Below are 23,640 nucleotides of genomic sequence, written 5' to 3' on the forward strand. Positions count from 1 at the left end.
CGGCGCGGGAGGTGATCAGGTTGTGGATCACCGCCGGGCTTTCTTCGCCGGCGGCGCGGGCGCGGGCGATTTCGCGCCGGGCGACCAGCGCGGTGATCGCCGAGGGGGAGACCACCGCCCCGGTGTCATCGATCACGAAGCACCGGTCGGCGTCGCCGTCGAAGGCCAGGCCGAGGTCCGCCCCGTGCTCGATAACGGCGGCCTGCAGGTCCACCAGGTTTTCCGGTTCCAAGGGGTTGGCCGGGTGGTTGGGGAACGTCCCGTCCAGCTCGAAATACAGCGGCACGACCTTAAGCGGCAGCGCCGGCAGCAGGGTGTCGCCGAGCACGGCGGGGGTGGTCATCCCGGCCATGCCGTTGCCGGCGTCCACCACTACCTTCAGCGGCCGGATGCCGGCCAGGTCCACCAGGGAGCGCAGGTAGGAGGCGTAACCGGCCAGCACGTTGGTTTCGCTGATGGTCCCGGGCTCGGTGCCGTCGGGGATCCCGGTCTCGAGGTACTTCTGCGCCAGGTCGCGGATGTCGAACATGCCGGTGTCGGAGGAGACCGGCACCGCCCCGGGCTTGGCCATCTTCAGGCCGTTGTACTGCGCGGGGTTGTGGCTGGCGGTGAACACCACCCCTGCGGCGTCCAGGGACCCGCAGGCGTAGTAGAGCTCATCGGTGGAGATCAGCCCCAGCATCTGGATGTTGGCCCCGCGGCCGGCCGCGCCGTGGGCGAACGCGGCGGCGAACTCCGGCGAGGACGGGCGCATGTCGCCGCCCACCAGCACCGTCTGCCCGGCCAGGGACAACACGTCCACGAACGCGGCGCCGGTCGCCTCGACGGTCGCCGCCGTAATGGTTTCGCCCACGATCCCGCGGACGTCGTACGCCTTGAATGCAGAGTAAATGTTGGACCTCCAGCCCGATAATGCTTCTTTGCGCCGATTTGCATCAGCGTATAGATTCGTTCTCTCCGGACAAGCTCATGACGTCGGATGCTTCAAAGGGTTGAGTTGCTTCCTCGAAGCTGAGCTTACGAGACGTATCGATCATCGCCTCATAAACCCGTCGAGAGTTACCACCATCCCTGACCGGAAAAGTCTTTCTGATGCGCTCTAAGTACTCTGGTAGCGGCCCCCCGTTTTGAGCGATAACACTCACTTCGCGTGCGGCATCACTGACTGATGTGACGACCGGACCAAATCCGTCCACCTCGTAGGAGAAGTAGCCGGGTCGCTCCGTATGTCCACCACCGAAGTATTCGTCAGCATCGAACTGATAGTAGACCACGGCACCGTCCAAATATGCGATATTGAAAGCAATCGACGAATAGTCGGTGATCATTATCGCTGTTCGTGCCATAATCTCTTGCACGTCTGACTCGCCATATTTTACCGTTTCTACATACTCTGGGACGTCAAACACCTCCATGTAGGGCTGACTGTTTGGATGCGGCATGAAAGCAATTCGATATCCGAACTCCGCTGCGGTCCGCCGAAGCTGCTCCGACCGCAGCAGGTCCCGATAGCTCGACACATATTTACTCTCGACGAAAGCCGGATTATATCCCCGCGCAGCCGAACTGTCTTTGTTTGCCGCTACCAGATAATTACGCCATGTCGGCGCGATTAGGATGACGTCCGGAGTGCCTGCCGCTGCGCGTTTACGCAGCAAAGCATCGTGACGCGGCAGTCCCGTAAGACGGACTTCTTTGGAGCTGAACTTATACGGCGAGTGGTCACCTGCTATAGATTCGTACTCAGCACTAGTGGAGGTAATAAAGAGATCAGGAGACTTGCCATTTAGCCAACGGGATAAATCACCTTTGATAACACCATGCTGTAAAAACGTAAAGCGCCACTGCGGATGACCGTACTTGCGTGTGCTGATAGGTTGTACAACATACTTATCTATATGAGAAGAAGCGTAATGCACCGCCGACAACATGAGTAAACGCCACTGAAAGGAACCGTACGCTGCCAGCTTGACTCCCGCTCTCCTCAGACGATCCCAGTCAGCTGCATCCCGCCGCAAAACGTACCATGCGTTTATTTCGGGATGATTTGCAGCCAACCAGTGATACAACTCTTCAGCGCTATCGTTCGCTTCATTGTCGCGATCCATTAGCACCCAAGCGTCGCCGTACTTTGATTTGATTCTTTGCGAACGCAGAACCCAAGCAGTCCATATGTCCTTAACGTTTTTTACCCGGGTTGCTCGGCGAAACGCCCAGGCATGACCTTTTGCCCATCGCAGAAAAAAGCGAAGCTGAGAAGACTGCCTATTCCTATATCGAACGGGAACGGTGTCAGTCAGGGCAGACCTCATTGCTTCCAACTTGCTTGGAAGGAGCGAGAAATCGGGCCGATTTGTCTCATTGAAGATCATGTGCACCGGCTTCCCGTCGAGCATCAGCCTCACGGTGCCCGACGAAGAAACCCATAGTGTGCGCTCATATAAAACCGTACGACGGAAGAAGGACAATGCTTGGACTTTGGCGTGCCGCGGCTGAACTCTCATTCCGCGGATGATAATTTCTTCCTTGGGAAGTACAGAGGCATAGCGGTAGGTGAGCTTAACCAGACCCTGAGCTATGTCCAAAGGACGAACCAAAGCGCAGGGCGTAAGAAATCCTCTGTCCTTATAGCCGGCGATGAGCGCCTGACGCATCCAGGCATCAATAGGCATCGCATCGAAGGCCATAATGGACGCAGAGTCGATGTATGACAGAATATCCTTAAGGAGGTCATGGAATTCATCGAACACCGCGTCCGGTAGGCCTGCGCTTGTCGAATAGATAGAACGGTCGCTCTTGAATAGCCAAAAAACATCATAGAGAATGACATTCTGCAGCCATTGAGGAACGCTTCCTTGAATCCGCATGGCCTTCTGTAGTATGTCAAGCAGTCCATAACGCGGCACATCAGTGTACTTCCTGGCATCCCCGTGCGATGTCTGAAGTGTTGATGTTCCATCAGCTCGTCGCCTGTATATGTACTTCGCAGAAGAAACGATGCCGATCACAACGTTGCTGGAATGTAACAAATAATGTGAGACGAAGTGCGCGTCCTCAAATGTAGGACGGATGAGAGTGCCAAATTCGATGCCGTGTTCGACGAGAATAGTACGACGAAAGAATGCAGTAGTCGCCTGCATCTGTATGGAGTTTGGGAAGCCTTGGAGATCTACCAAACGGTTGCCGCCCCGAAACCGCCCCCTCAAGGGGTGGCCGTCACGGAGCTTTCCGGTATTTTCTTCAAAGTATATTGGATTTGTTGCGTAGAGCGACGCGGACAAGCCCGTATTTTCGACCATAAACCGGAAGGATTCGGCGAAGTACCTTGGATCCAACATATCATCAGGGTCGACAAAACAAACCCATTCGTTTTTTGCGACCTTCAACCCAGCGTTTCTCGCGGAAGCCTGCCCGCCGTTTTCCTGGTGGACAACCGAAACATTATCGAAGCGAGATGACCACTCTTCCGCCACCGTCCCTGTTTCATCGCTTGACCCATCGTTCACGAGTACGACGTCTAATTCCTCAAATGGAAAATCTTGCGCCTCAAGGGATTGGAAAAAATCGGGAAGAAAGCGTGCCACGTTGTACATGGCCACAACCAGAGAAAATCCTCCATGTTGCATTGTAATAACCTCTTTCGCCTTGCTTATTCGCGCGGCTTTATTCGGATTGGTAGCCCCACAAATCATACGTTGGTGGACTCGAACTGACTTGGGACCGGCAAGTAGGAAGACAAAAACTGACGTATGATAGAGTCAGTGGCTATCCTTTGGCTCTGATGCTGATCGGTGGCGCCATCGTTGATACAAAATGCATCGTAGGACCTGAACCTTGCGATTCGTTCAAGGCGCCTTAACCCCTCGCCCGTAGCTGGGTCGATGTACTCATACCGCAGCGTGCCCGGCACACCTTGGCCGCTGGCGAGCACATAGTTCAAATACAGGGACCCTGCAGCCGCTATGTCCCTGGTCGTTCGAAATGTTGCGCGCCGTGTCTCTTCGAAAAAAGCGGGGAACTTTCTTTCAATCTCTTGAAGGACGGAGACCCGTAAAGCCGCCGCCGTATGATAAAACTTCCGCGTTGCGACGACACCGAATTCTTGCTTCAAGATCTCACGGGCTCTCTTAGCAGCGGTAGATGAAGCAATCTCCCCCGGTTCCGGCTCCCTGAAGTCCACCAAAGCCCTAGACTGAAATACTTTGCTGATGCCGCTTGGGTGGAAGAAGTGCTCAGGGCTAACGGGACGGCCCAAAAACATATCGTCGTTGAGGTATAGGAAGTATTCAGATAAACCTTCAATGCGGTGAAGGTTAGCTTCAATTGCATGAGAATTAAAGTTAGGTAAACCATCATCACTTGGCCATATGGATCGATGGTCGACGACTTCTACTTGGGAATGGTTGAGGTCAAGCCAGGCAGGCGTCTGGCCTGCAGTCACTATCCATATCTTGTTAACCCACGGCGCAAACTGCTCGAGAGAACGCAGACTAAAGCGAAGTTCGTCATGATCTGCGAACCGGGCATCGTGGTGCGCTCGTTCGGTGAAAGCAGCAACATCGGCCGAGCCCGCGGCTTCCCCTTTGCTTCGCAGCCAGGCATCATCCGAACCATCAACCCATGTGTAGACAACGTCAATTTTCATTTGGGACACGGAGAGATGACGGTAGTCCGACCACGACTTTGGCACATAGTTGGTGTCAACTGCTGCAGATTCGAGTTCCGACAGAGTGGTGGACTGTTCCCGCCAGACAGGAGGATGCAGTATGCCGCTGGCGTCCCGGGACCAAAATTCGAGGTCAACTCCTTGAGCCGCGTCCGCTTGGAAGGCTGAGTCCTCGGTAGCCCGGACGAACTCCCATATCCTTACGGCTGGCCAGGAAACGGTGCCAGCCGCATCGATTCCCTTGACAACCCTACTGGGAACATTGGCAAAGGTTAGACCAGTACAATACCAGCCGCGAAACTTCGGGTTTTTACTCAGAGCGGTAAGCACTTTTTTTCGGTAGGACGCATCTATCCCGAGGGCGCTCGGCTGGTGGGGTGGCGTAGGAATCGCCCAAAACGGAATGTTCAGGTCAACGAGCAGTTCCATTAGTTTTGATCTGGAAAATTTGCGCTGTTCAGGCAGCTTCAACTCCGGATTGGTTCGAGCGACGATAGGAAGCCGTCCATACGAGTGAATTCCGTAAGCACCGCTCAGACCCTGCATGCGGGCACGAGCAGTAATGGCGCGAGCAGAAACATGGCGAGATGTCTCTACTAGTACTCGATCGGTTACCCGCTTGACAGAAGCTCTAATCATTTTTCAACTCGCACTAAAAACTGGTGGCATTGATTTTTTGTCCATGGAAAAAAGCGCTCATGTGAGTTCTCGTACAATTTGTCCGATACTGTCCAGGGTTCGCTTTAGTTCGTCAACGTGTCTCTCGTCAAAGGCGGAAAGGACTCGTTTCAGTTCAGTTGTAGAAATTCCGCTTGTACGTGGCAGGTAGACGACCTCGACCCTGTCCTCTAATTCGTCGAATCTCCCTCGCCAGTCCTCACCCATGCCGAATATATCAACTCGAAACACATCAATATCATGGCTCTTTTGATCCCAGCTTTCCTCAGGTATGGCCTCTGAGACGTACCGGATCGATCGGACGATCTCGATCCGCTGATCGAACGGAACAATCGGTTTCTTACCCTTGATGGCGTTGAACTCATCGGTGGAAACACCGACGATCAGTCTGTCGCCGAGAGCGCTTAACCGCTTCAAGATGTTTAGATGCCCAATATGGAACAGGTCGAACGTCCCATAAGTGAGAACGGTTTTACCCACGTGGCACCTCAAATCTCGTTGTAGTCTCTAGGTAGTCCAGAATCTAGCTTAGGCCAACCGCTTCCATCGTCCCTGCGATCCCAAGCATCGCGTCGCCTAAATCACAGGCCACCTTCCGGCTTTTCCCATCCTGAAGATGGTTTTCCACCTGAGTTTGCGCCGAAATTCTTGCGGCCCCCAAGGATCATGCTTCCACCCGGCCCACCAGCCGGAGAACCAGGGTTTGAGCTGGTGCGGTTGTCGGCGCGAGCGAACAACCTGTATTAGCGTCCACGAGCCCACATAAGCCCAGCTGAACGGCCAGTGCAGGTTCCGTCTGGCCAGCCAGACGCGGTTGCGGGCGTTGAGACGGAAGAATTCCTCATGTCGGCGAGGATCGATTACCGGGTGTCCGGCGCGCAGGTCCCCCGCGTACCACGTCCGGAAGCCCGCGTCCCAGACACGCCACGCAAATTCGATACCCTCGTGCGCGTACCAGAAACTGGACGGCCAGCCTCCGGTGGCTTGGAAAACGTCCCGGCGCATCGCGATGGCCATCTCCACCACGGAAAAGACATTGCTCGACGCCCGTACGTCGCCCTTACGGAGCCGAGGAACCCAGCGCTGCGGGGCAACAGGACTGGCAGGGTCCTCGATTCTGGGCTGAACCATGCCGAGGTCCGGATGCTTTCGAAAGAGCCGGACGCAGGAGAGCAGAAAGTCAGGGTCCGGCAGCCATGCATCGTCGTCGAGGAAGAAAAGGTACTCCCCTTTGACATGCGGCACGCCGGCGTTCCGCCCAGCGGGGATGCCGATGTTCTCCTCGATATGCAGCGTTTTGAAATCGGCCGGCACGTCTTCCGGATCCCAGCCATTGCCCACCACTACGACATCCAGCCTCACCCCTTGCTGCCGTTGCAACGATTCGTATCCTCGTTGCAATTCGGCGGGGCGTGTTCCCTGAGTAAGCATGACCACCCCGAAGGTCGGTTCCTGGGATCTCATGTCTTGTTGCATGCCGCTCACTTCCGCAGCCTAGGCGAGGCCATGATGGCGACGAAATGGCCGATATTTACGAACAGGACGGCGGGCACCAGGACGAAGAGCAGCCAACGCTCCCCCGTTACCTGCTGACCGGCTGCTACCGACACGATGGAGGCGGCCAGGACCAGCAAACTCATCTCCACCGAATGCAACACCCGGTGGAAGGGCAGGAACCGGGCAAGCCGACGAAGCCTGCCGACAAAGGACGTGGCGGGAACGGCTTTCGCCTCTGCCGTATCTGGGAGCTTGTCCATCCCTGCCAACGCCCGGGAGGCGTGCACCATCTCGTTTTGGGCCTTGTTAAGGACGATAAGGAACGCCAGCAGCGCACCGAGGAACAGATAGAGGTAGGCCTGCCCCGGGTCGCGGCTCAGCAGGCCCATGTCTCCCAGGCACCGCAGCCCGAGTGCGATGGGAATCAGCCCCTCGGTCGTGTAGTGGCCGATCTTGTCAAGGAAGATGCCTTTGGGGCTTTGAGTGCCGCGCCACCGCGCGACTTCCCCGTCGCTGCAGTCGAAGTACAACTGCAGTTGCGAGAAGAAGACCGCGAGCAACGGTCCCCAGATTCCCGGTACGAGCAGCGATGCGGAAATTGCCCAGCCCGACAGAATCATGAGGCCTGTGACGCCGTTCGCGGAGATCGGGGTGCGGACCAGGACGCTGGTGAGGTAGATGGAGATATGCCGAAGATAGAGCTCGGCGGTCCAGTGCTCAGCGTTTTTTCTGCTTCGGACCTCTGGCGGCTGGGCCACGGAGCGGAGCTGCTCCAGGGTGGGGCGCGCCGGCCGCTGAACGGCCGTCACGACTTCCTCCGGCTGGTATCTACGGTTCCTGCCGCTCCGAACAGTCGTCCGCGGAGATATCCCAGCCCCCAGCTGATGTGGATTCCTGGCAGCACCGCCAGCAGCCGCAGTCGTTCGGGTCGACCAAGGTCGCCTGGCATGCTTGCGGAGGCGTACGTGACGCCCGCCCCGTAAAACGCAGGGACGGCGGCCACTGCACCCGCCAGAAGCCGCAGGCTAGCCGGCCACGTCTTGGCCGTGCCGGTGGCGAGCATGCTGGCGGAGCCAACGCCGACGCCCAACGCGGCCACCAGTACTGGCGGCAGGAAGTGCCTGACGGATTTTCCTTCCTTGTGCCGGTTAGCCAGCTCTGCCCGCCAGATGCCCGCGGCGTAGAACTGCCGGACCAGTTTTCCCCACTGCGCGCGCGGCCAATAGACGACCTTCAGCTCCGGGTCGAACCAGACCGTGTAGCCGGCTTGGCGCAGGCGCAGGCACATGTCCCAGTCTTGGCCCCGCCACAGCGTCTCCTCGAAAAATCCGACCTCGTCGAAGACCTCGCGTCGGAAGACGCCGAGATAAGCGGATTCTGCAGGGCCCTCAGGTGCCCCGCTGTGATACGCCGCCCCACCGAGTCCCAGAGGCGATACATAGGCGGCTGCGACTGCCCGCTGAAAGGGAGTCTTGCCTCGGGCGTCCATGAGCCCCCCGACATCAGCCGCACCGGTCCGCCGCAGCGTTGCCACCCCGCGCTTCGTGTAGTGAGGCTCTAGTTCCGTATGTGCGTCCACCCTGACAACGACCGGATGACTCGAAGCTTGAAGGGCAAGATTCAGTCCGGCCGGGGTACGGCCGGTCGGGCTGTTGACGCTGCGTAACCGCGGTTCCCTCGCCTGCAGGTCCGCCACGATCCGGTCAGTCTCATCCGTTGAAGGCCCCAGCGCCAGAACCACTTCCTTTGGCCCGGGGTATTCCTGGTTCAGGATGCTGCGGACCGCGTCCTCGATATGCGCCGCCTCATTGAGGACGGGCATGATGTAGGACACGCCAGGGTACTCCTCCAGCGGAGGCAGGACGGATGCCGAAGTCACTATTTCCTGGACTCCTTGTAGGCGTCCACGACTTCTCTCGGGTCGCCGTCCATTTCCAGCACGCCTTTATTGATCCAGATGACCCTGCTGCAGGTATCCAGTATCGATTTCATCGAGTGCGAGACAAGGAAAACGGTACCGGCGTTCTCGCGTATCTCACGGATGCGGGCCTCGCTCCTCTGCCGGAAGCGTTGGTCGCCAACCGCAAGTGCTTCATCCACGATGAGAATCTCGTGCTGCTTGGAGGCGGCGATGGCGAATTTCAGCCGCGCCTGCATTCCGGATGAATAGGTCCGCATGGGAAGGTCGATGAACTCTTCCAACTCGGCAAACTCGACGATGTCGTCCCGGAGCCCGTTGATTTCCTGCTTAGAGAACCCGAGCGCGAGCCCGCCCAATTGGATGTTCTTTTCCCCCGAGAGGTCCGGGATCAAGGCCGCCCCCACGCCCAGCATGTTCGGACGAGAGGAGGCATAGACGGCACCCTGCGCTGGAGGCGTCAGCCCGACGAGCGTGCGCATCAGCGTGGATTTGCCGGATCCGTTCGAGCCGATGACCCCGATGGATTCATTTTCGTAGGCGGTGAAGGAGATTCCCTTGAGCGCGTGGACTGTACGGAGCCTGCCGGCTCCCCGCTGCAGCAGCGATCGCCCGGTGCCCTTGACCGGCTTTCCGCCGGCATGGACGTAGTACTTCACATGCAGATCATCGACGACGACCACGGGTTTACGGGCGGCGCCGGCCGCATCTGTGCCCATCAACGCTTCTCCAGTCTTAGTCGACTCGGCCATACCGCTCCTCAGCTACCCAAAAGAACAAGACTCCGGCAACGAAGACCGCTACGGACCAGACGGAAAAGTAGAGCCAGTAGATCGGATCGTAGTCCATACCCGGCATGAGAACCCCTCGGGCAATGGAGAGGATTTCATGCAGCGGGTGGAAGTCGAACAGCGCGATGGCCCAAGGATGCGATGCCAGGATGCGGTCGATGGAAAACAGAACGCCGGAGGTGTAAAAGAGGATCCGGGTGACGAGCGGGAGTAACTGGGTCAGGTCCCTGACGTGGACCGTGAGTCTGGCGCCGATCAGGGCTACGCCCAGGTTGAACACCGTGAAGATTGCAACCAACGGAATGATCAGCAGCCATTCCACACTGATCGGCGCACCCAAGATCAGGATGTACACGAACATCACGGCAAGCATTGGCACGAGTGTCATCAGCTGCTGGATCACGGTGGAGACGGGCAGCGTTATCCGTGGGAAGGCCAAGGACTGCACCAGGGCGCCGTTTCCTGTGATCGATTTGGCGCCGTTGTTCATCGAGGTGGAAAAGAACTCGAAGAGGAACACGCCGATTACCACATACATCGGGAAGTTCTCCGGCCGGCTGGCCCCCTGCAAGATACCGAAGATCGCGCCGTACAGGAGAGCATTCAGTGTGGGTTTGATGAACACCCAGAGCATGCCCAGTCGGTTGCGCTGGTTCGACGCCTCGATCTTGTACCTCGCCATGGCGATGGCGAAGTCACGACGGGTCCATGCTTCCGCGAGATAGCGGAAAAGCGAAGGGCGGGCACCGACTCGGTGGAGGCGGTTCTCGCTCGCATATTCGGCAAGGCTCATGCCAGGTAGTTTCCCTTACTTACAGGTGGACGGTGGCGTCGCCACCCCTGAGGGACCGGCGGTGCACCTACCGAGTTTAGATGATTCAGCCCCGAACCGCGGATTCGCCCTCCCGGAAGAACACGCGCAGTTCAAGGCTGTGCTGGCCCGCGGTGTCCTGGACGTAGATGGCTTTCCCCCCAATTCCCTCCAGCGCTCCCGTGCCCGAGCCCGGAATGATGTGCCCGTCGCTCGCGGCGGCTTCGCCCTCCGCGAGGCCCCAGTGCTGGATCACCATCGTGCCTTCGCGGCCATCGACGGAGCCGGTGAAAACTTCGGAGGCAACGTATCCCGCTCCGGTGCTGTTGCCGGCCATCAGCAGTTCTGCGCGGCTGGTGCCTGTGATCAATCCGTCAAATACTTTGGTCACGCGGACCCGGCTCAGGTCCGAGCTTGTTCCCTCGACTTCATAGGGTTCCGGCACCCAGTCGGTGACGTCGAAGTCGGCGGCGATGATGTGTTCGGCGTCGTTCATGATGCCCTGTTTCTCCTAGATCGTTTGCCGAGCGCGTCAGAAGAGTCGCTGGTCATGCGAGTCGGCGTATTTCTTGCGGAAGAGCTTGCGGGTTTTCGGATCCAGAAACACCAGGTACAGCGCGAAGGCTACCGCCACGATGCAGGCGAGAAGCCGCGCCATGTCGAGGTCGAACTCGATGTAGGGGAAGATGTCCAGCTGGTCGGTGATCGCGTAGATCATCAGGAAGGACGTCACCGCGTAGACGGTCTGTACCTGCCAGTCGTTCCGGATCCCGGTGGCCGCAAACAGCGGCAGCAGCCACACGATGTACCAGGGCTGAATCATCGGGCCCAGCAACACCACTGCGGCCAGTGCCAGCGCGAGCCGACGAACAATCCGGTCGTAGCTGCCGCGGAACATGGTGTAGAGGACGATCAGCACGGCCACCAGCCGGCCGCCGGTGTAGACGGCGGACTGCACCATCGCGCCGTCGAGCCCCAAGCCGCCGGAGACCAGGCCCAGGAAGATCCCCAGCAGCCCGACCGGGGCGTACCAGATCATCAGGCCGGCTCCTTGCTGGCTGAGGGCCCCGACCCAGCCGAATCCCAGCCCGTTGATCATCCCCAGAATCGCCAGCAGCCCGAAGGAAATCCCGGCCGTCAGTGCCCAGTATCCGAATTTGCGCGGCCAACTGGCACCCTTGCCCGCCCACAACAGGCCGACGAACGGCAGGAAGATCAGGGTGATCGGTTTGATGCCTATCGAGAGTGTCACCAGCAAGATGCCCAGCAGTACCCGTCGGTTCGCCGCGTAGTAGAGACCGGCAAGAGCCAACCCCAGCATCAGGGCATCGTTGTGGATGCTGGCGATGAAGGTGGTCAGGAACAACGGGTTGGCGCAGGCCAGCCACAACGCCCGGTTGGGGTTGATGCCGTGCAGTTCGGCAAGTTTCGGTCCGTAGTAGACGCACATTGCGGCACCGGCGATGGCGAGGATCCGGAACATGATGATGGAGTATTCCGGGTGGCCGCCCGTGAGCCAGACGGTGAACTCCTCCATCCAGAGAAAGATCGGTCCGTAAGGCGTTGGGCTGCGTGCCCAGAGGTCGTCGGCTCCGGTCTGCAGATAGTTCTGCAGCTGGTCGTACCCGTCCACGTACGGATTAAGGTTGTTGACCATGACTTTGCCTTGGGCAATATAGGCGTAGACGTCACGGCTGAACAGCGGGATACACAGTGCCAGCGGGGTGCCCCAGGCAACGATGGCGGTCAGCGTTGCCCGCCGTGCGGACTCGCCCCAGACGGTGAACTGCTGGCCGAGCCGCAGCCAGGCCCGCACCAGGATCATGCCCCCGAGGGCGAGCAGGATCACCGAGAGGATCACACCGACCAGTTCCACCCGCAGGAAGATCAGCAGCGGCCAGCGCCGCAGCTCGGACACCGAGGCCAGCCACCCCACCCCCAGCGACCCGAGGAACATCATGATCGAGCCGATGGCGCCCTCGAGGATGCTCCGGGTAGACCGCTCCTTGACGACGCTTCCGCTGCGTGAGCTGGAAGGTTCAGTCGCGGGTCTTTGGGCAGTCATCTTCTCGGCGGTCCAATCACTCCGGGGTCAGTACACCTGGTCCGGTGCGGCGCGTGCCGCGGGGGTGGTCTGCACGCCTCGGAACGGTCAGTCGAAGGCAGCGTGGGAGGCACGCCTGCTTGAGGTGCTCTCTGCATGTTAGCACCGGGCCGGCGGCATTCCCTGCCGCTCTCCCGCGCGGCAGCGCGCCGACGCGATACATTTATCGGGTGCCAATCTCTAATGAACATATTGTCTGGATCGACTGCGAAATGACCGGACTGGACCTCGAAGCCGACGCGCTCATCGAGGTCGCAGTCCTGGTCACCGACTCGGAACTCAACATCCTGGGGGAGGGAGTCGACGTCGTCATCAAGCCCACCGCAGAGGCCCTCGCCCATATGAACGACTTCGTCCGCACCATGCACACCACCTCCAAGCTGCTGGACGAACTCCCGCACGGCATGACGATGGCCGAGGCCGAAGACAAGGTGATGGAATACATCACGGCGTGGGTTCCCGAACCCCGCAAGGCGCAGTTGGCAGGCAACTCCGTTGGCACGGACCGGACCTTCCTGGCCCGCGACATGCCCCGCGTCATTGATCACCTGCACTACCGGATCATCGACGTTTCCACGATCAAGGAACTCTCGCGCCGCTGGTTCACCCGGGCCTACTTCCAAGCGCCGGCCAAGAGCGGCGGACACCGGGCACTGGGCGACATCAAGGACTCCATCAATGAGCTCCGGTACTACCGCCAGGCCGTCTTCGTCCCCTCCCCCGGCCCGGATTCGGCCACCGCGAAGAAGATCGCCGCAAGCATCGGCGCCACGTCCGGGGACTAGGATGTTAGCTGCGCCACTTTCACTGCGGGAATCGCCTAAAGTGGCAAAAGCCAGATGAAAAGCATGTAAACTAGTCTGCGTTGCCTTACTGGTTGGAGACCGGCAGGAACCGCTGGAGCGGGGCCCGTCGGGAGGAACAAGAGGGCACGTGGTGGGTATAGCTCAGCTGGCAGAGCGCCTGGTTGTGGTCCAGGAGGTCGCGGGTTCAATCCCCGTTACTCACCCCGAAGGTCCGGCAGCAGCCGGCAGGCAGAGCCGTCCCGACGCCGGGGCGGCTCTTCGCATGTCCGGCCGCGACGGCGGCGCCCCGCGCCGACATCCTGAGCGAAGGAGAGAAATGACCGTCCGCCCCGTCACTATCACCGGCGAGCCGGTGCTGCACCGCCGTGCAGCTGAGGTCGAGAATTTCGACGACGAGCTCCGCGCGATCATCGCTGACATGTTCGAGACGATGGACGAGGCTCACGGCGTAGGACTGGCGGCTCCGCAGATCGGGGTGGGACTGCGGATCTTCACCTATGAATTCGCCAACGACGACGACGTCCCGCCTCGGGGCGTCCTGGTCAATCCCACACTGGTCCTCGGCAAGGTCTCGGGCGCGGAACCCGACCCCGACGAGGAAAACGAGGGCTGCCTGTCCGTGCCCGGGCACAGCTATCCTTTGAAGCGGGCCGAGTGGGCCCGCGTCCGGGGGTTTGACGCAGAAGGCAGCCCGGTGGATTTTGAGGCGACGGGCTGGTTCGCCCGGGTAATGCAGCACGAGTACGACCATTTGGACGGCAAGCTGTACATCGACCGGCTCAATGACCGATGGGGCAAACGCGCCCGCAAGAACATCAAGAAGGAAGGCTGGGGCGTCCCCGGCAACACGTGGCTGCCGGGAGTCGATCCGGACCCGTTCGGCCACTAGCCGTCCGCCCTGTGGGAAGCGAGATCTTGATCCTTCGAGGTCTCAAGCCCGCAGCGGCAGGATTCCGGTCAACTGTCCGTGAGACTGGATCGATGGTCCTTTTCGCAGCGATGCAGATCTTCCAGCGCGATGTCCCGAAGGCGTTTGAGTTCGTCGATGCGCTTCGACGTCACATTGCCGCGGGCGTACGCGTCGTGCGCCGCGTCCAGCAGCCGCTGGGCCTCCTTGTAATTGACCTGCGCCCGTTCCCAACGCGTCATCTCTACCATGCGGCCATTGTAGGAACGGCGTCGCCGCAAAGCCATAGCGGCGGCAGTCGCGCGGGCGCCCACAGCCGGCTTAGCCGCTTGGATCGCTACGCCCACAAACCAGCATGACGTTCCCGATGCCACCGGCCGGTTAACGACGGGGGCCGGCGGCATTCGCATGCCGCCGGCCCCGCCGTCGTTAGTGCCGTCTCAGGGCGATCAGACCGTCTCGGCCACCGGTTCCAGAACGGCCGGGAAGATCTTCGGGTTGACGCCCGCGATCTCCTCGAGAACGCGGACCACCTGGCAGCTGTAGCCGAACTCGTTGTCGTACCAGACGTAGAGCACGGCGTTCTTGCCGCTGGCAATCGTGGCCAGGCCGTCCACGATGCCGGCACGACGGGACCCGACGAAGTCGGTGGAGACGACCTCGGGAGAGTCGATGTAGTCGATCTGCTTCCGCAGGTCCGAGTTCAGCGACATGCCGCGCAGGTACTCGTTCAGGCTCTCCTTGGTGGCGTCCTGTTCCAGGTTGAGGTTCAGGATGGCCATGGAAACATCCGGAGTGGGGACGCGGATGGCGTTGCCGGTGAGCTTGCCTTCCAGCTCCGGCAGGGCCTTGGCCACTGCCTTGGCCGCGCCGGTCTCGGTCAGCACCATGTTCAGCGCGGCGGAGCGGCCGCGGCGGGATCCCTTGTGGAAGTTGTCGATCAGGTTCTGGTCGTTGGTGTAGGAGTGCACCGTCTCCACGTGGCCGTGGGCAATGCCGAACTTGTCGTTCAGCGCCTTGAGGACCGGGGTGATGGCGTTGGTGGTGCAGGAGGCGGCGGAGACGATCTTGTCCTCGTCGGTGATGTCTGCATGGTTCACGCCGTGCACGATGTTCTTCAGGCCGCCCTTGCCGGGAGCGGTGAGGAGCACGCGGGAAACGCCGGGGCACTGAAGGTGCTGGGACAGCCCGGCCTCGTCGCGCCACTTGCCCGTGTTGTCCACCACGATGGCGTCCTTGATGCCGTACTGGGTGTAGTCGACGGACGCCGGGTCGTTGGAGTAGATGAACTGGATCAGGGTGCCGTTGGCCTGGATGGTGTTGTTTTCTTCATCCACGGAGATCGTGCCCTCGAAAGGGCCGTGCACCGAATCGCGGCGCAGCAGGCTGGCGCGCTTGACCAGGTCGTCGTCGCTGCCCTTGCGGACGACGACGGCGCGCAGGCGCAGGCCGTGGCCCCCGCCGGCGTGGCCGACCAGGATCCGGGCCAGCAGACGGCCGATGCGGCCGAAGCCGTAGAGCACCACGTCGGTGCTGGTGCGCTCGTCGGCGCCGCGCTTGCCGACGATGTCCGCCAGTTCGTTGCGCACGAAGTCCTTCAGCTCGGCGCCGTCACCCTCGTTCTTGAACTTCACCAGCAGGCGGGCCAGATCCACGGAACCCGCGCCGAGGTCCAGTTCGCTCATCGCCTGCAGCACGGGGAAGGTCTCTTCCAGCGGCAGTTCGGCGTCGTCAATCTGGCGGGCGAAGCGGTGCGCCTTCAGGATGCCCACCACGGACTGGTTGATCAGGCTGCGCCCGTGGATGGAGGTGACTACGTTGTTTTCGCGGTACAAGCGCCCGATCATCGGGATCATCGCTTCGGCAAGTGCCTCGCGGTTGGTCCACGTATCCAGGGCCGACTCTGACATCTGGTTCACAGAATTACCTTCCTACATCAGCCGGGTTCTCCCTCGAGCCCGGTTGTCACCGCCGTGGATTTTCACGACGACGCCGGTTGGCTAGACAGTCTGTCCGGCCACACGGCACGCCACCGCCAAGTGCCGGCGGGAAGCTTGCGGATCGGCCCGTTCCCGTCGCCGACCCTCGATCGGCGGCGGCGGAAGCCTGTCCATTATCCATTCTAGAGACTGCGCGGAGCAGGGAGGCACCGTTACAGGTGAACTGCCTCACAGCGAGGGGGATTGATGACCGGCCGGTCCGCTGTACGCCCTAGATCCTTAACTTTGCCACCTACCCTGTAAGAACTCTTAGTTCGAAGGAGAAAACCGCTGTCGACGATGAGCTGCATCAAACGCTACGAATCTCAGGCAAGTCCAAACAAGAATCGAGTTCTTATACGAATCGCTCCCTTCCGAACACGCCACGACCGCCGCGAAGCCCAAGATACCGCCCCTCCCCTGCTTTCGCATCCTGCATCCCGGGCTTACATCACCGACTGCTAGAATTTTCGGGCTGAGCTCCATACTTGTTCGCCGGCAATATCTGCCCTTGCGTCAGGCGCAGGGGCAGATGATGCAACCGAACCTCGATCCAACCCAACGCAACCCAAAGAGAATTGCATGAATGACATTCCGGAACAATCATACTCGTACAATGGCCATTCCGTTTACTACAAGTATAAGAAAGCGGAACAAGATCGGCGCCATCTTCTTGTGATATTCTCAAGCGGCTTCGCAGGCACTTACGATTTTCAGGGGATCGCCGCGCGGTCCCTCCGGTGCGCGATTTTGTGGATCCGGGATCCTCTCAACACTTACTATATCCGCGACTCGAGCGGATTCACACCAGAAGAATCCGTTCACGAGCTTATTGAGACGACCCGCATTAGGTTGGGATTGTCCAAAGAACAGTGCACGCTAATGGGAGCGTCGAAGGGTGGAAGTGCAAGCCTCTATCACGGCGCGAAATACGACTATGGAAGTATAGTGGCCGTGGTTCCGCGCCTACGGATTGGAAGCGGGAACCGCGAAGAACGACCAGACGTACTCAAAGGCCTTACATCGAGTGGTTCAGACCAGGAAGTCGTAGCTTTGGACAGCCTTGTACCCGACGTCCTAGCTGCCGACTCCAACAGAAAACGCAACCTATACTTAGTGAGCTCTCCGGCCGACGTGCAGTATGAAACCGAAATTCTTCCCTATTTGGATCTTTATGCAAAATATGAAAACTTCAATTTCATAACAACGATAAGTCCAATAGTGCGTCAACACTCGGAAGTCATACGGTACAACGTTCCCTTCATGATCTCTACGGTCGGAGCACTAGCAGATGGTCTGGTGCCCCGGTATGGAAATGTCACTAATGGGAGCGGTTGCATCGGCTCAACAGAAGATACACACCGGATATCTGAATTGCAGGAGCGGCGGCAACTTGCCTGTGCCATTAATGACGCCACTATTGCCGAAGGAAAGCTTTACCCGAAGGGCCATGCCTTCATTTTGGGCTATCCAGCTGCCGAGCACGGCAGTGTGAAGTCCCATCTCCGTCTTACTTCCGTGACAGACGATCTAGAGTTCCCCCTGGGGAGCGTGCTGGATTCAACTCTTAGCGCCAAGTACTTTGAAAGTACCTACTGTGAATATCGTGCGGGTAGTTTCGCGAGCCTCGGAGAAAGAGGCATTGACTTATCACCCGTTCCTCACGGAGTGTATAAGATCGGCATAAGAGTGAAGCACGCTGGAATCGAAGCTGAGGCTGCGGATTTTCCTGCCCTGAAAAACTCAAGAACCGCCTATAAAGATTCGGCCTATTACCTGACCAGTTCGGCAGGTAATTTGGCTCTCCAAAAGCGTCCCTTACTCGGGGACGCTACGAGTCCTGCCTTTTTCAAGCTCCGCAAGTCGTGGTTATCTGGGCAGAAGATTCATGTTGAAGGATATTTCGCTGTCACGAGTCAGCCAGTAGCCGCTTCGGCCGACGTATCATACTGGCTAGTTTTTGTGCCCATAGGTAAGGGCGCAGATGTCGTCTCAGTGAGACTTGCAAGCGACCATCGGGATGGTGTCTCCGTATTGACCGCAGATCCATGGAACGATTATTCGAAGGGATACTTTGCGACTCCTCAGTATCGAGGAGTAAAACTACCAGACTTCCTATCTGGACGATACGAACTCTATGTCAGTTCCCTCATGAGAAACGGGGTATTCACCCGGCCTCTGAACTTAACATTGACAATTGCTGATGAACGCAACGATGCGGCCCTATCCTCATCTCGGGTATGGGGTGGCGCCCGGCTGGTCGCTTCGGGTTTGAGACGTCTGAAGCAGTAGCTCAAAACAGCTATGGGGGCGCCTGTGAACCAGTTAGGCAGGCGTCCGTCCGGAATGATGTACATTTCTGCCGCGTCGAGCTCCGGGAGCCTACGCTCCGCGGAAGTCGCAGTGTTTTCCTTCTTTGAAGACCCATAAAGGCAAAATCAGGGTCGCTGGCCAGTCGGGGCCTCGGCACGTGTCTACCCCCCAGTCGTTCATAATCCGGGTGGGTGTTGTCACCAGGGATCGACAGGCGCCAGAGGGTCGCTGATGAGGAAAAGACCTAGCGGAGCTTGGACGGCGGCAGATCGCCCGTCGTGGATGCCGGACTATGCCGCCGCAGGATATGCCAGCACGCGTAATCGATTGATGTCTGGAGTCGGCGTGATCAAAGAGCACCATTTGGTCGCTGTCTTTGCCGAGGATGACGTGGCAAGAGCAACCATCACGCGGTCGCGCTGCATCATGATCGCTTATCTGCCCGGCCTGGCGATGCCCCGCATCTCGGCCCTGCATCCGGGCGAGGTCAAGATCGATGCCGGGACGCTGCCATTATCGCCGAGGCGGCCCAGACGCACACCGTGCGCACCATCGCCTTAGCTGACGAACAGGCTGTGGAACTGTCGATGCTTCGCGGCTTCGACGACGACCACATCTGGTTCACCCTGCGATGGCGGAGCTACTGGTCAAATAGTTAACTCCGGATGCCCCGTGAAAGGCCGGTCAGGCCCGGTGGCTGCGCTGCTGGTCAGGTTTGCGCCGCGGGCTGGCAAGCGCTTGGGCGGTCGAGGTGTTCACGGCGTTGGGTGAGCAGGCCCTGGTGGTCTCCGGTGCGGGCGCGGCCGGTGTCCTATTGCCGCAGTTGGCCGCGTAACGGGTGCAGCTGCGAACTTCCCGAGCCCAAGTGCTGGCCCGGTCTAAGAACTGGTGGAGGGCCCACCCTCATTACCTCGTCCTGACCTCCATGCCGGCGGCCGCTGCCAGGAGGGAAGCACGGATCATCACCGAGATCGTCGGCGAAGTCTTCGCCTCCCCAGAACATCTGGCCTCCTACTCCGGATTCGCCCCGGTGACCTGGAGATCGGGTACTTCGACCGCGGCGACCATCCGTCGAAGAAGGGCAATAAAGTCCTGAAACGCGCCCTGTTCCTTCTCCGCCATCTCCGCGCTGAAGGCTCCCGTCCATACGCGCCTACTAGGACCGAACCACACTGAACTTGATCCTTGGTTGTTTCCGGTCGCCGACCGCACCGTGGTCAATAGCGTCTCGTTGCGGTCGCGGTGGCTAGGACGACGCTGCCGAATAGCGTGAGGGACAACTTATGCTGCGCGTGTATCGGGGACAACGATCACACTCCATACAATTTCCTACTTCAAGAGCGGAGCCAAGCGTTCCGCCATCTGCTGATGCAGTGTGCGCGAGTAAGTCGCCGTTATGTGGTTGGTATCCCGGTAGACCAGCACCCCGCCAATCACAGCCGGGCATCGGCCGTCTCCACACAATGCGGGAGTCAAGTCAACCACTGTGACACTTGGTAGGGCTCGGGCCGCACGGAGCTCTGACCCATCGTTCCAGAGTCCCTCGTCCTGCCCGAAGCTGCACGCCGAGAGCCGATCCATGTTCTCCGCTACGCAGTCCGGGACCACAATGCCGGCCCGCGGAACGCTGCGCACCGCCGCAACAGGAATGCCAGCATCCTCAAACTTGGCCCACCTTTCGACCAAGCCATCGGCGATCGGCTGCTTGCTCTCCTCAAAGCTCAAGCCTGATCCGAACACCTTATAGGCGCGGCTCATAGTGGTGATCACCAGTTCAGGCTTTTCCTTGACGAGCTTGTCGGTGACATTGCCCACCCACTCGCCACACTCTTTGTAGTGCTTTTCTTGGAAATCGATGGGCACTGTAACGAAGGGGCAGGATCCCTTGGTGTAAGTATCCAGCCGGTAGCCGGCGTCCTTCGCTACCAGGTCAAGGCTAGGGATGTGCATGGCCGCGTGGGAGTCGCCAGCGAGGGCTACCACCTTGTCGGACTTCAAGTCGCCGTACGCGCAGACCTTCGGTTCGACCGTCGTATGGTCGAGCATGCACCCGTTCGTGTTGGCGGCCGGCATGTCCTTGGCGCCGTTGACGGCAGCAGGGATAACAGACGGGAAAGAATCGACTACGGTGACTTTCTCACCTTTGGCCAGCACTTCAGCGCCGATCGGTCCTTGCCCGGGTTGGGCCGTTGAAGTCTGCGCGGTCGGCACGGCTAAGACCAACAGCATGGCGGGGATGACCCCAAAAACTGAGACTGCAGCCCCGAGAGTCAGCTTCGCGCCGCGACTTCCTTCCTTTCCCATGAATCCACGAATGTAACGTTGGGCTGGCTTCTCGATGAACCGGGTACTTAGCCAGGCCGGGAGCATCGCAGCGATGACCACTAAGAGCCCCGTCGCCGGGGACAGTTCTCCCACTAGTGCTGCAGTGATAACGAGCAGCGGCCAGTGCCAAAGGTATAACGAGTAGGAAATGCCTCCCACCCAAACCATGGGTGCCAGAGAGAGTAGGCGCGCCGGACCGCTGCCCGCGACTAAACCACCCCAGATCAGGGCCGCTGTGCCGAGAACGGGCAGCAGGGCGGTGTAGCTCGGAAACGGCAAGCGGCCGCTGAAAAGCAACGCTGCGGCCAAAACCGCGGCAAGTCCAGACCATCCGACGACTCCGGCCAACAGATTGGACGGAGCCGGCGACCTGCTCATCAAGATGGCAAGGCCAGCACCAACTGCGAGCTCCCAAACACGGGTCGTCGTTACAAAGTAGGCGCCGCCCGGGTTTTCATTGGTGTAGTAGATGGACCACGCCATAGACGGTATGGCGATCAGGGCCAAAGCCGCGAATAGACCGTTTCGCAGGCCGACCTTCGAACGGAGGGCAAGCCATGCCACCACTATCAGTAGGAGGGGCCAGACTATGTAGAACTGTTCTTCCACCGCAAGCGACCAGAAATGCTGCAGTGGGCTCGGCGCCTGGTCTTGCGCGAGGTAATCGACAGCGCTTTCCGCGAACAGCCAGTTGACGAAGTACAGGCCGCTCGCGAAAGCCTCTCTGCCAACCTGCCCCCAACGCGTTTCTGGGAGTAGGAGCCAAGTGGCAGCAACGGTTGCGACTAGGGTGACTGATGCCGCCGGCAGGATGCGGGCCATGCGCCGAATATAGAAGTCCTTGAGCGAAAATCGCCCATGCTCCTGCAGTTCCCTGACGAGGCCGCCCGTAATCAGGAATCCGGACACGACGAAGAAAATATCAACCCCGACAAACCCGCCAGGTAGCCACGGCACACCGGCGTGGTACAGAAGTACGGATAGGACCGCGATGGTTCGGATTCCCTGGATATCCGGGCGGAAGCTGGAGGGTTTCCCGGTACGGGCAGGCAGCGGTTTCCTTACTGACAGGTCTGTCACATGTTTCTCTCTTCTGGTGCCAGACCTACAGGCAGTTACATCGCGTTGCGGTGATCAATTGGGGGTAGGCCTGGCGGCGGAATCTACTAAGCTGTTCCAATGGTAAGGGTTAATCGAATACAAAATTATTCCGACGGCTCAGGGAACGAGATCGTCTATCCCGGAACCATAGAGCAGGACATCTAGATTAAGTTCACCGGATCCAACAACCGTCTGGCGGTCGCTCCCGACGCCCGTCTCGGACGCCTCAGCATCAACTTCGATTGCGATAACGGCGTGGTCGAGGTTGGCAGCAATAAGGGTGTTCCAGCATTTTCGGCCAGAGCATAAGGGTGGAGCAAGACGCGCAAGTGCTGATCGGGAACATCGTCTCCACCACGACGGCAGTCGTCATATCTGCAACGGAGGGTACGACGATCCGTGTTGGAGACGATGTGATGTTCGCCGAGACGATGTGATGTTCGCCAGCGACAACCAAGTCCGCGCCGACGACGGGCACGCGATCTTTGATGTCCGCAGGTGACCGGGTGAACGTATCCAAGTCGCTCAGCATCGGCAATTACGTCTGGTTGGCCCGATCCGCTGCTGTGCTGGGCGGCGCTTCCATAGGTGATGGAACGGTGATCGGATCGGCAGCATCGTCACCAAACGGATCCCCATCAATTGCGTTGCCACCGGTGTTCCTGCAAAGGAGGCGAGGCGAAAACCGATGCCCGGGACGCGGCGATCATCGCCGAGGCTGCCCGAACCATGCCCCACACCCTGCGCGCCACTTAGCCGATGAACAGGCTGCGGAACTGTCGATGCTTTGGGGCTTCGACGATGACCCGGCGCAGCAGGCGACGGCTGCTTCGAACCGGATCCGGTACGACCGGAAACGCGCCGAGGGGAAACGCCACACCCAAGCCCTCACCGCCCTAGCCAGACGACGCTGCGATGTCCTCTTCGCCATGCTCCGCGACATGACCCTCACGAAACGTCTCAGCTCGGCTTGACCCCTTGACGAAGAACATAGGGACACCCCCCCTTTCGCGCCGTCATTCAGGGGACAAGCAAAACGGACTCGCCTGCACAATAGCTCTCAAGAGACACCGCATGCCGCCAGATGCTTAAGGTCCGCCGCCCTATCGTGGTCCTCTTTACTCGTTCCCGTTCGACTCTTTCATCGGTCTCGTGCGAAAAATCACCGCCATCTGGATCTTGTTGAGCCCGCCGCCGTGCCGTCTAGCTTCAGGACCTGCCCGCAGTTCTCGGCTCTAATACCACATCAAACTGTTAGCCGGCGCTGGCTCATCCTCGGTGACATGGTGCAACGGTCGCACCGGTAGCGTCGTCGATCGAGCACAAGGATAAAGGGACGGGTTGGTCTGTAAGCCGGGTTCTGTCACCTGCGGCAGTTGCCCGCCGCCGGGTGGCGATCATCCATCTAGGAGCACCGTTGCCGGTACCCTCAAGCGGCCTACCCGGACACTCGGGCGAGCAGCCCTCGATCGTGCCCTGTCTGGCCTTGCTCCGGGTGGGGTTTACCTAGCCGTCCCGGTCGCCCGGGTCGCTGGTGGTCTCTTACACCGCCGTTTCACCCTTACCAAGCCCTGCCGGAGCAGTCCTGGCGGTCTGTTTTCTGTGGCACTTGCCTGCGGGTTTCCCCGAGTGGGCGTTACCCACCACCCTGCCCTGTGGAGCCCGGACTTTCCTCGGCGGACTCGTCCTCGCGGACCAGCCCGACGCGATCGCCCAGCCAACCCGTCCCGCCTTCAGGATACGG

18 protein-coding genes, 1 tRNA gene, 1 other RNA gene and 1 pseudogene are annotated in these 23,640 nt (G+C 59.6%); 6 read left to right on the plus strand and 15 right to left on the minus strand.

Features of this window, described 5'->3' with window-relative positions:
• From AC5RVG_RS00005 to mptB, 11 genes are all read right to left on the minus strand, one after another.
• On the minus strand, nt 1-853 hold an 853-nt coding region (locus AC5RVG_RS00005), incomplete at its 3' end, for a phosphohexomutase domain-containing protein (protein WP_494012261.1).
• Nucleotides 854-935: 82 nt separating this feature from the next.
• A complete protein-coding gene (locus tag AC5RVG_RS00010; protein ID WP_494012262.1) occupies nt 936-3,599 on the minus strand; it encodes a CDP-glycerol glycerophosphotransferase family protein in 2,664 nt (887 codons plus the stop codon).
• A gap of 89 nt (nt 3,600-3,688) precedes the next feature.
• On the minus strand, nt 3,689-5,212 hold the full coding sequence (locus AC5RVG_RS00015) for a Stealth CR1 domain-containing protein (RefSeq protein ID WP_494012263.1): 1,524 nt from the start codon (nt 5,210-5,212) through the stop codon (nt 3,689-3,691).
• Nucleotides 5,213-5,362: 150 nt separating this feature from the next.
• Complete coding sequence (locus tag AC5RVG_RS00020; RefSeq protein WP_494012264.1) at nt 5,363-5,824, minus strand: adenylyltransferase/cytidyltransferase family protein; 462 nt, start codon at nt 5,822-5,824, stop codon at nt 5,363-5,365.
• A 96-nt stretch (nt 5,825-5,920) separates the two neighbouring features.
• The gene (locus AC5RVG_RS00025; RefSeq protein WP_494012978.1) at nt 5,921-6,820 is read right to left on the minus strand and encodes a glycosyltransferase family 2 protein; all 900 of its coding nucleotides are present in this window, start codon (nt 6,818-6,820) and stop codon (nt 5,921-5,923) included.
• A 5-nt stretch (nt 6,821-6,825) separates the two neighbouring features.
• Nucleotides 6,826-7,650, minus strand: coding sequence for a CDP-alcohol phosphatidyltransferase family protein (locus tag AC5RVG_RS00030; protein WP_494012265.1), 825 nt, complete (start codon nt 7,648-7,650; stop codon nt 6,826-6,828).
• Nucleotides 7,647-8,720: a glycosyltransferase family 2 protein gene (locus tag AC5RVG_RS00035; RefSeq protein WP_494012266.1), complete on the minus strand. Its 1,074-nt coding sequence runs from the start codon at nt 8,718-8,720 to the stop codon at nt 7,647-7,649. Before AC5RVG_RS00035 ends, AC5RVG_RS00030 begins: the two co-directional genes overlap by 4 nt.
• A complete protein-coding gene (locus AC5RVG_RS00040) occupies nt 8,720-9,511 on the minus strand; it encodes an ABC transporter ATP-binding protein (RefSeq protein WP_493999919.1) in 792 nt (263 codons plus the stop codon). Before AC5RVG_RS00040 ends, AC5RVG_RS00035 begins: the two co-directional genes overlap by 1 nt.
• Nucleotides 9,495-10,343 carry an ABC transporter permease gene (locus AC5RVG_RS00045; RefSeq protein ID WP_494012267.1) on the minus strand — a complete coding sequence of 283 codons (849 nt, stop codon included), beginning with the start codon at nt 10,341-10,343 and terminating at the stop codon, nt 9,495-9,497. Before AC5RVG_RS00045 ends, AC5RVG_RS00040 begins: the two co-directional genes overlap by 17 nt.
• An 85-nt stretch (nt 10,344-10,428) precedes the next feature.
• Nucleotides 10,429-10,857 carry a DUF3224 domain-containing protein gene (locus AC5RVG_RS00050; protein WP_494012268.1) on the minus strand — a complete coding sequence of 143 codons (429 nt, stop codon included), beginning with the start codon at nt 10,855-10,857 and terminating at the stop codon, nt 10,429-10,431.
• 36 nt (nt 10,858-10,893) lie between these two features.
• The gene (gene mptB, locus AC5RVG_RS00055) at nt 10,894-12,426 is read right to left on the minus strand and encodes a polyprenol phosphomannose-dependent alpha 1,6 mannosyltransferase MptB (protein ID WP_494012269.1); all 1,533 of its coding nucleotides are present in this window, start codon (nt 12,424-12,426) and stop codon (nt 10,894-10,896) included.
• A gap of 209 nt (nt 12,427-12,635) precedes the next feature.
• On the opposite strand from mptB, the gene orn reads away from it, so the two are divergent.
• From orn to def, 3 genes are all read left to right on the plus strand, one after another.
• Nucleotides 12,636-13,250 carry an oligoribonuclease gene (gene orn, locus AC5RVG_RS00060; RefSeq protein ID WP_494012270.1) on the plus strand — a complete coding sequence of 205 codons (615 nt, stop codon included), beginning with the start codon at nt 12,636-12,638 and terminating at the stop codon, nt 13,248-13,250.
• A 151-nt stretch (nt 13,251-13,401) separates the two neighbouring features.
• Nucleotides 13,402-13,474, plus strand: a tRNA-His gene (locus AC5RVG_RS00065).
• A gap of 113 nt (nt 13,475-13,587) precedes the next feature.
• The gene (def, locus tag AC5RVG_RS00070) at nt 13,588-14,160 is read left to right on the plus strand and encodes a peptide deformylase (RefSeq protein ID WP_494012271.1); all 573 of its coding nucleotides are present in this window, start codon (nt 13,588-13,590) and stop codon (nt 14,158-14,160) included.
• A 68-nt stretch (nt 14,161-14,228) separates the two neighbouring features.
• Here def and AC5RVG_RS00075 read toward each other — a convergent pair whose 3' ends face one another.
• On the minus strand, nt 14,229-14,429 hold the full coding sequence (locus tag AC5RVG_RS00075) for a hypothetical protein (protein ID WP_494012272.1): 201 nt from the start codon (nt 14,427-14,429) through the stop codon (nt 14,229-14,231).
• Nucleotides 14,430-14,627: 198 nt separating this feature from the next.
• Nucleotides 14,628-16,088, minus strand: a complete 1,461-nt coding sequence (locus AC5RVG_RS00080) for a glyceraldehyde-3-phosphate dehydrogenase (RefSeq protein ID WP_494012979.1) — start codon at nt 16,086-16,088, stop codon at nt 14,628-14,630.
• A 651-nt stretch (nt 16,089-16,739) separates the two neighbouring features.
• Between AC5RVG_RS00080 and AC5RVG_RS00085 the strand changes: the two genes are divergently transcribed.
• Complete coding sequence (locus AC5RVG_RS00085; protein ID WP_494012273.1) at nt 16,740-18,449, plus strand: hypothetical protein; 1,710 nt, start codon at nt 16,740-16,742, stop codon at nt 18,447-18,449.
• A 946-nt stretch (nt 18,450-19,395) separates the two neighbouring features.
• Nucleotides 19,396-19,566 (plus strand): transposase, encoded by a 171-nt coding sequence (locus AC5RVG_RS00090; protein WP_494012274.1) that lies wholly within the window; start codon nt 19,396-19,398, stop codon nt 19,564-19,566.
• 233 nt (nt 19,567-19,799) lie between these two features.
• Here AC5RVG_RS00090 and AC5RVG_RS00095 read toward each other — a convergent pair whose 3' ends face one another.
• On the minus strand, nt 19,800-21,875 hold the full coding sequence (locus AC5RVG_RS00095) for an acyltransferase family protein (protein WP_494012275.1): 2,076 nt from the start codon (nt 21,873-21,875) through the stop codon (nt 19,800-19,802).
• 693 nt (nt 21,876-22,568) lie between these two features.
• Between AC5RVG_RS00095 and AC5RVG_RS00100 the strand changes: the two are divergent.
• Nucleotides 22,569-22,741, plus strand: a pseudogene (locus AC5RVG_RS00100) (IS110 family transposase); the annotation flags it as partial.
• Between the two features lie 488 nt (nt 22,742-23,229).
• Here the strand turns inward: AC5RVG_RS00100 and rnpB are convergent.
• Nucleotides 23,230-23,621, minus strand: an RNA gene (gene rnpB, locus AC5RVG_RS00105) — RNase P RNA component class A.
• Between the last annotated feature and the right edge of the window lie 19 nt (nt 23,622-23,640).

The sequence above is a fragment of the Arthrobacter senegalensis genome, assembly GCF_059091765.1.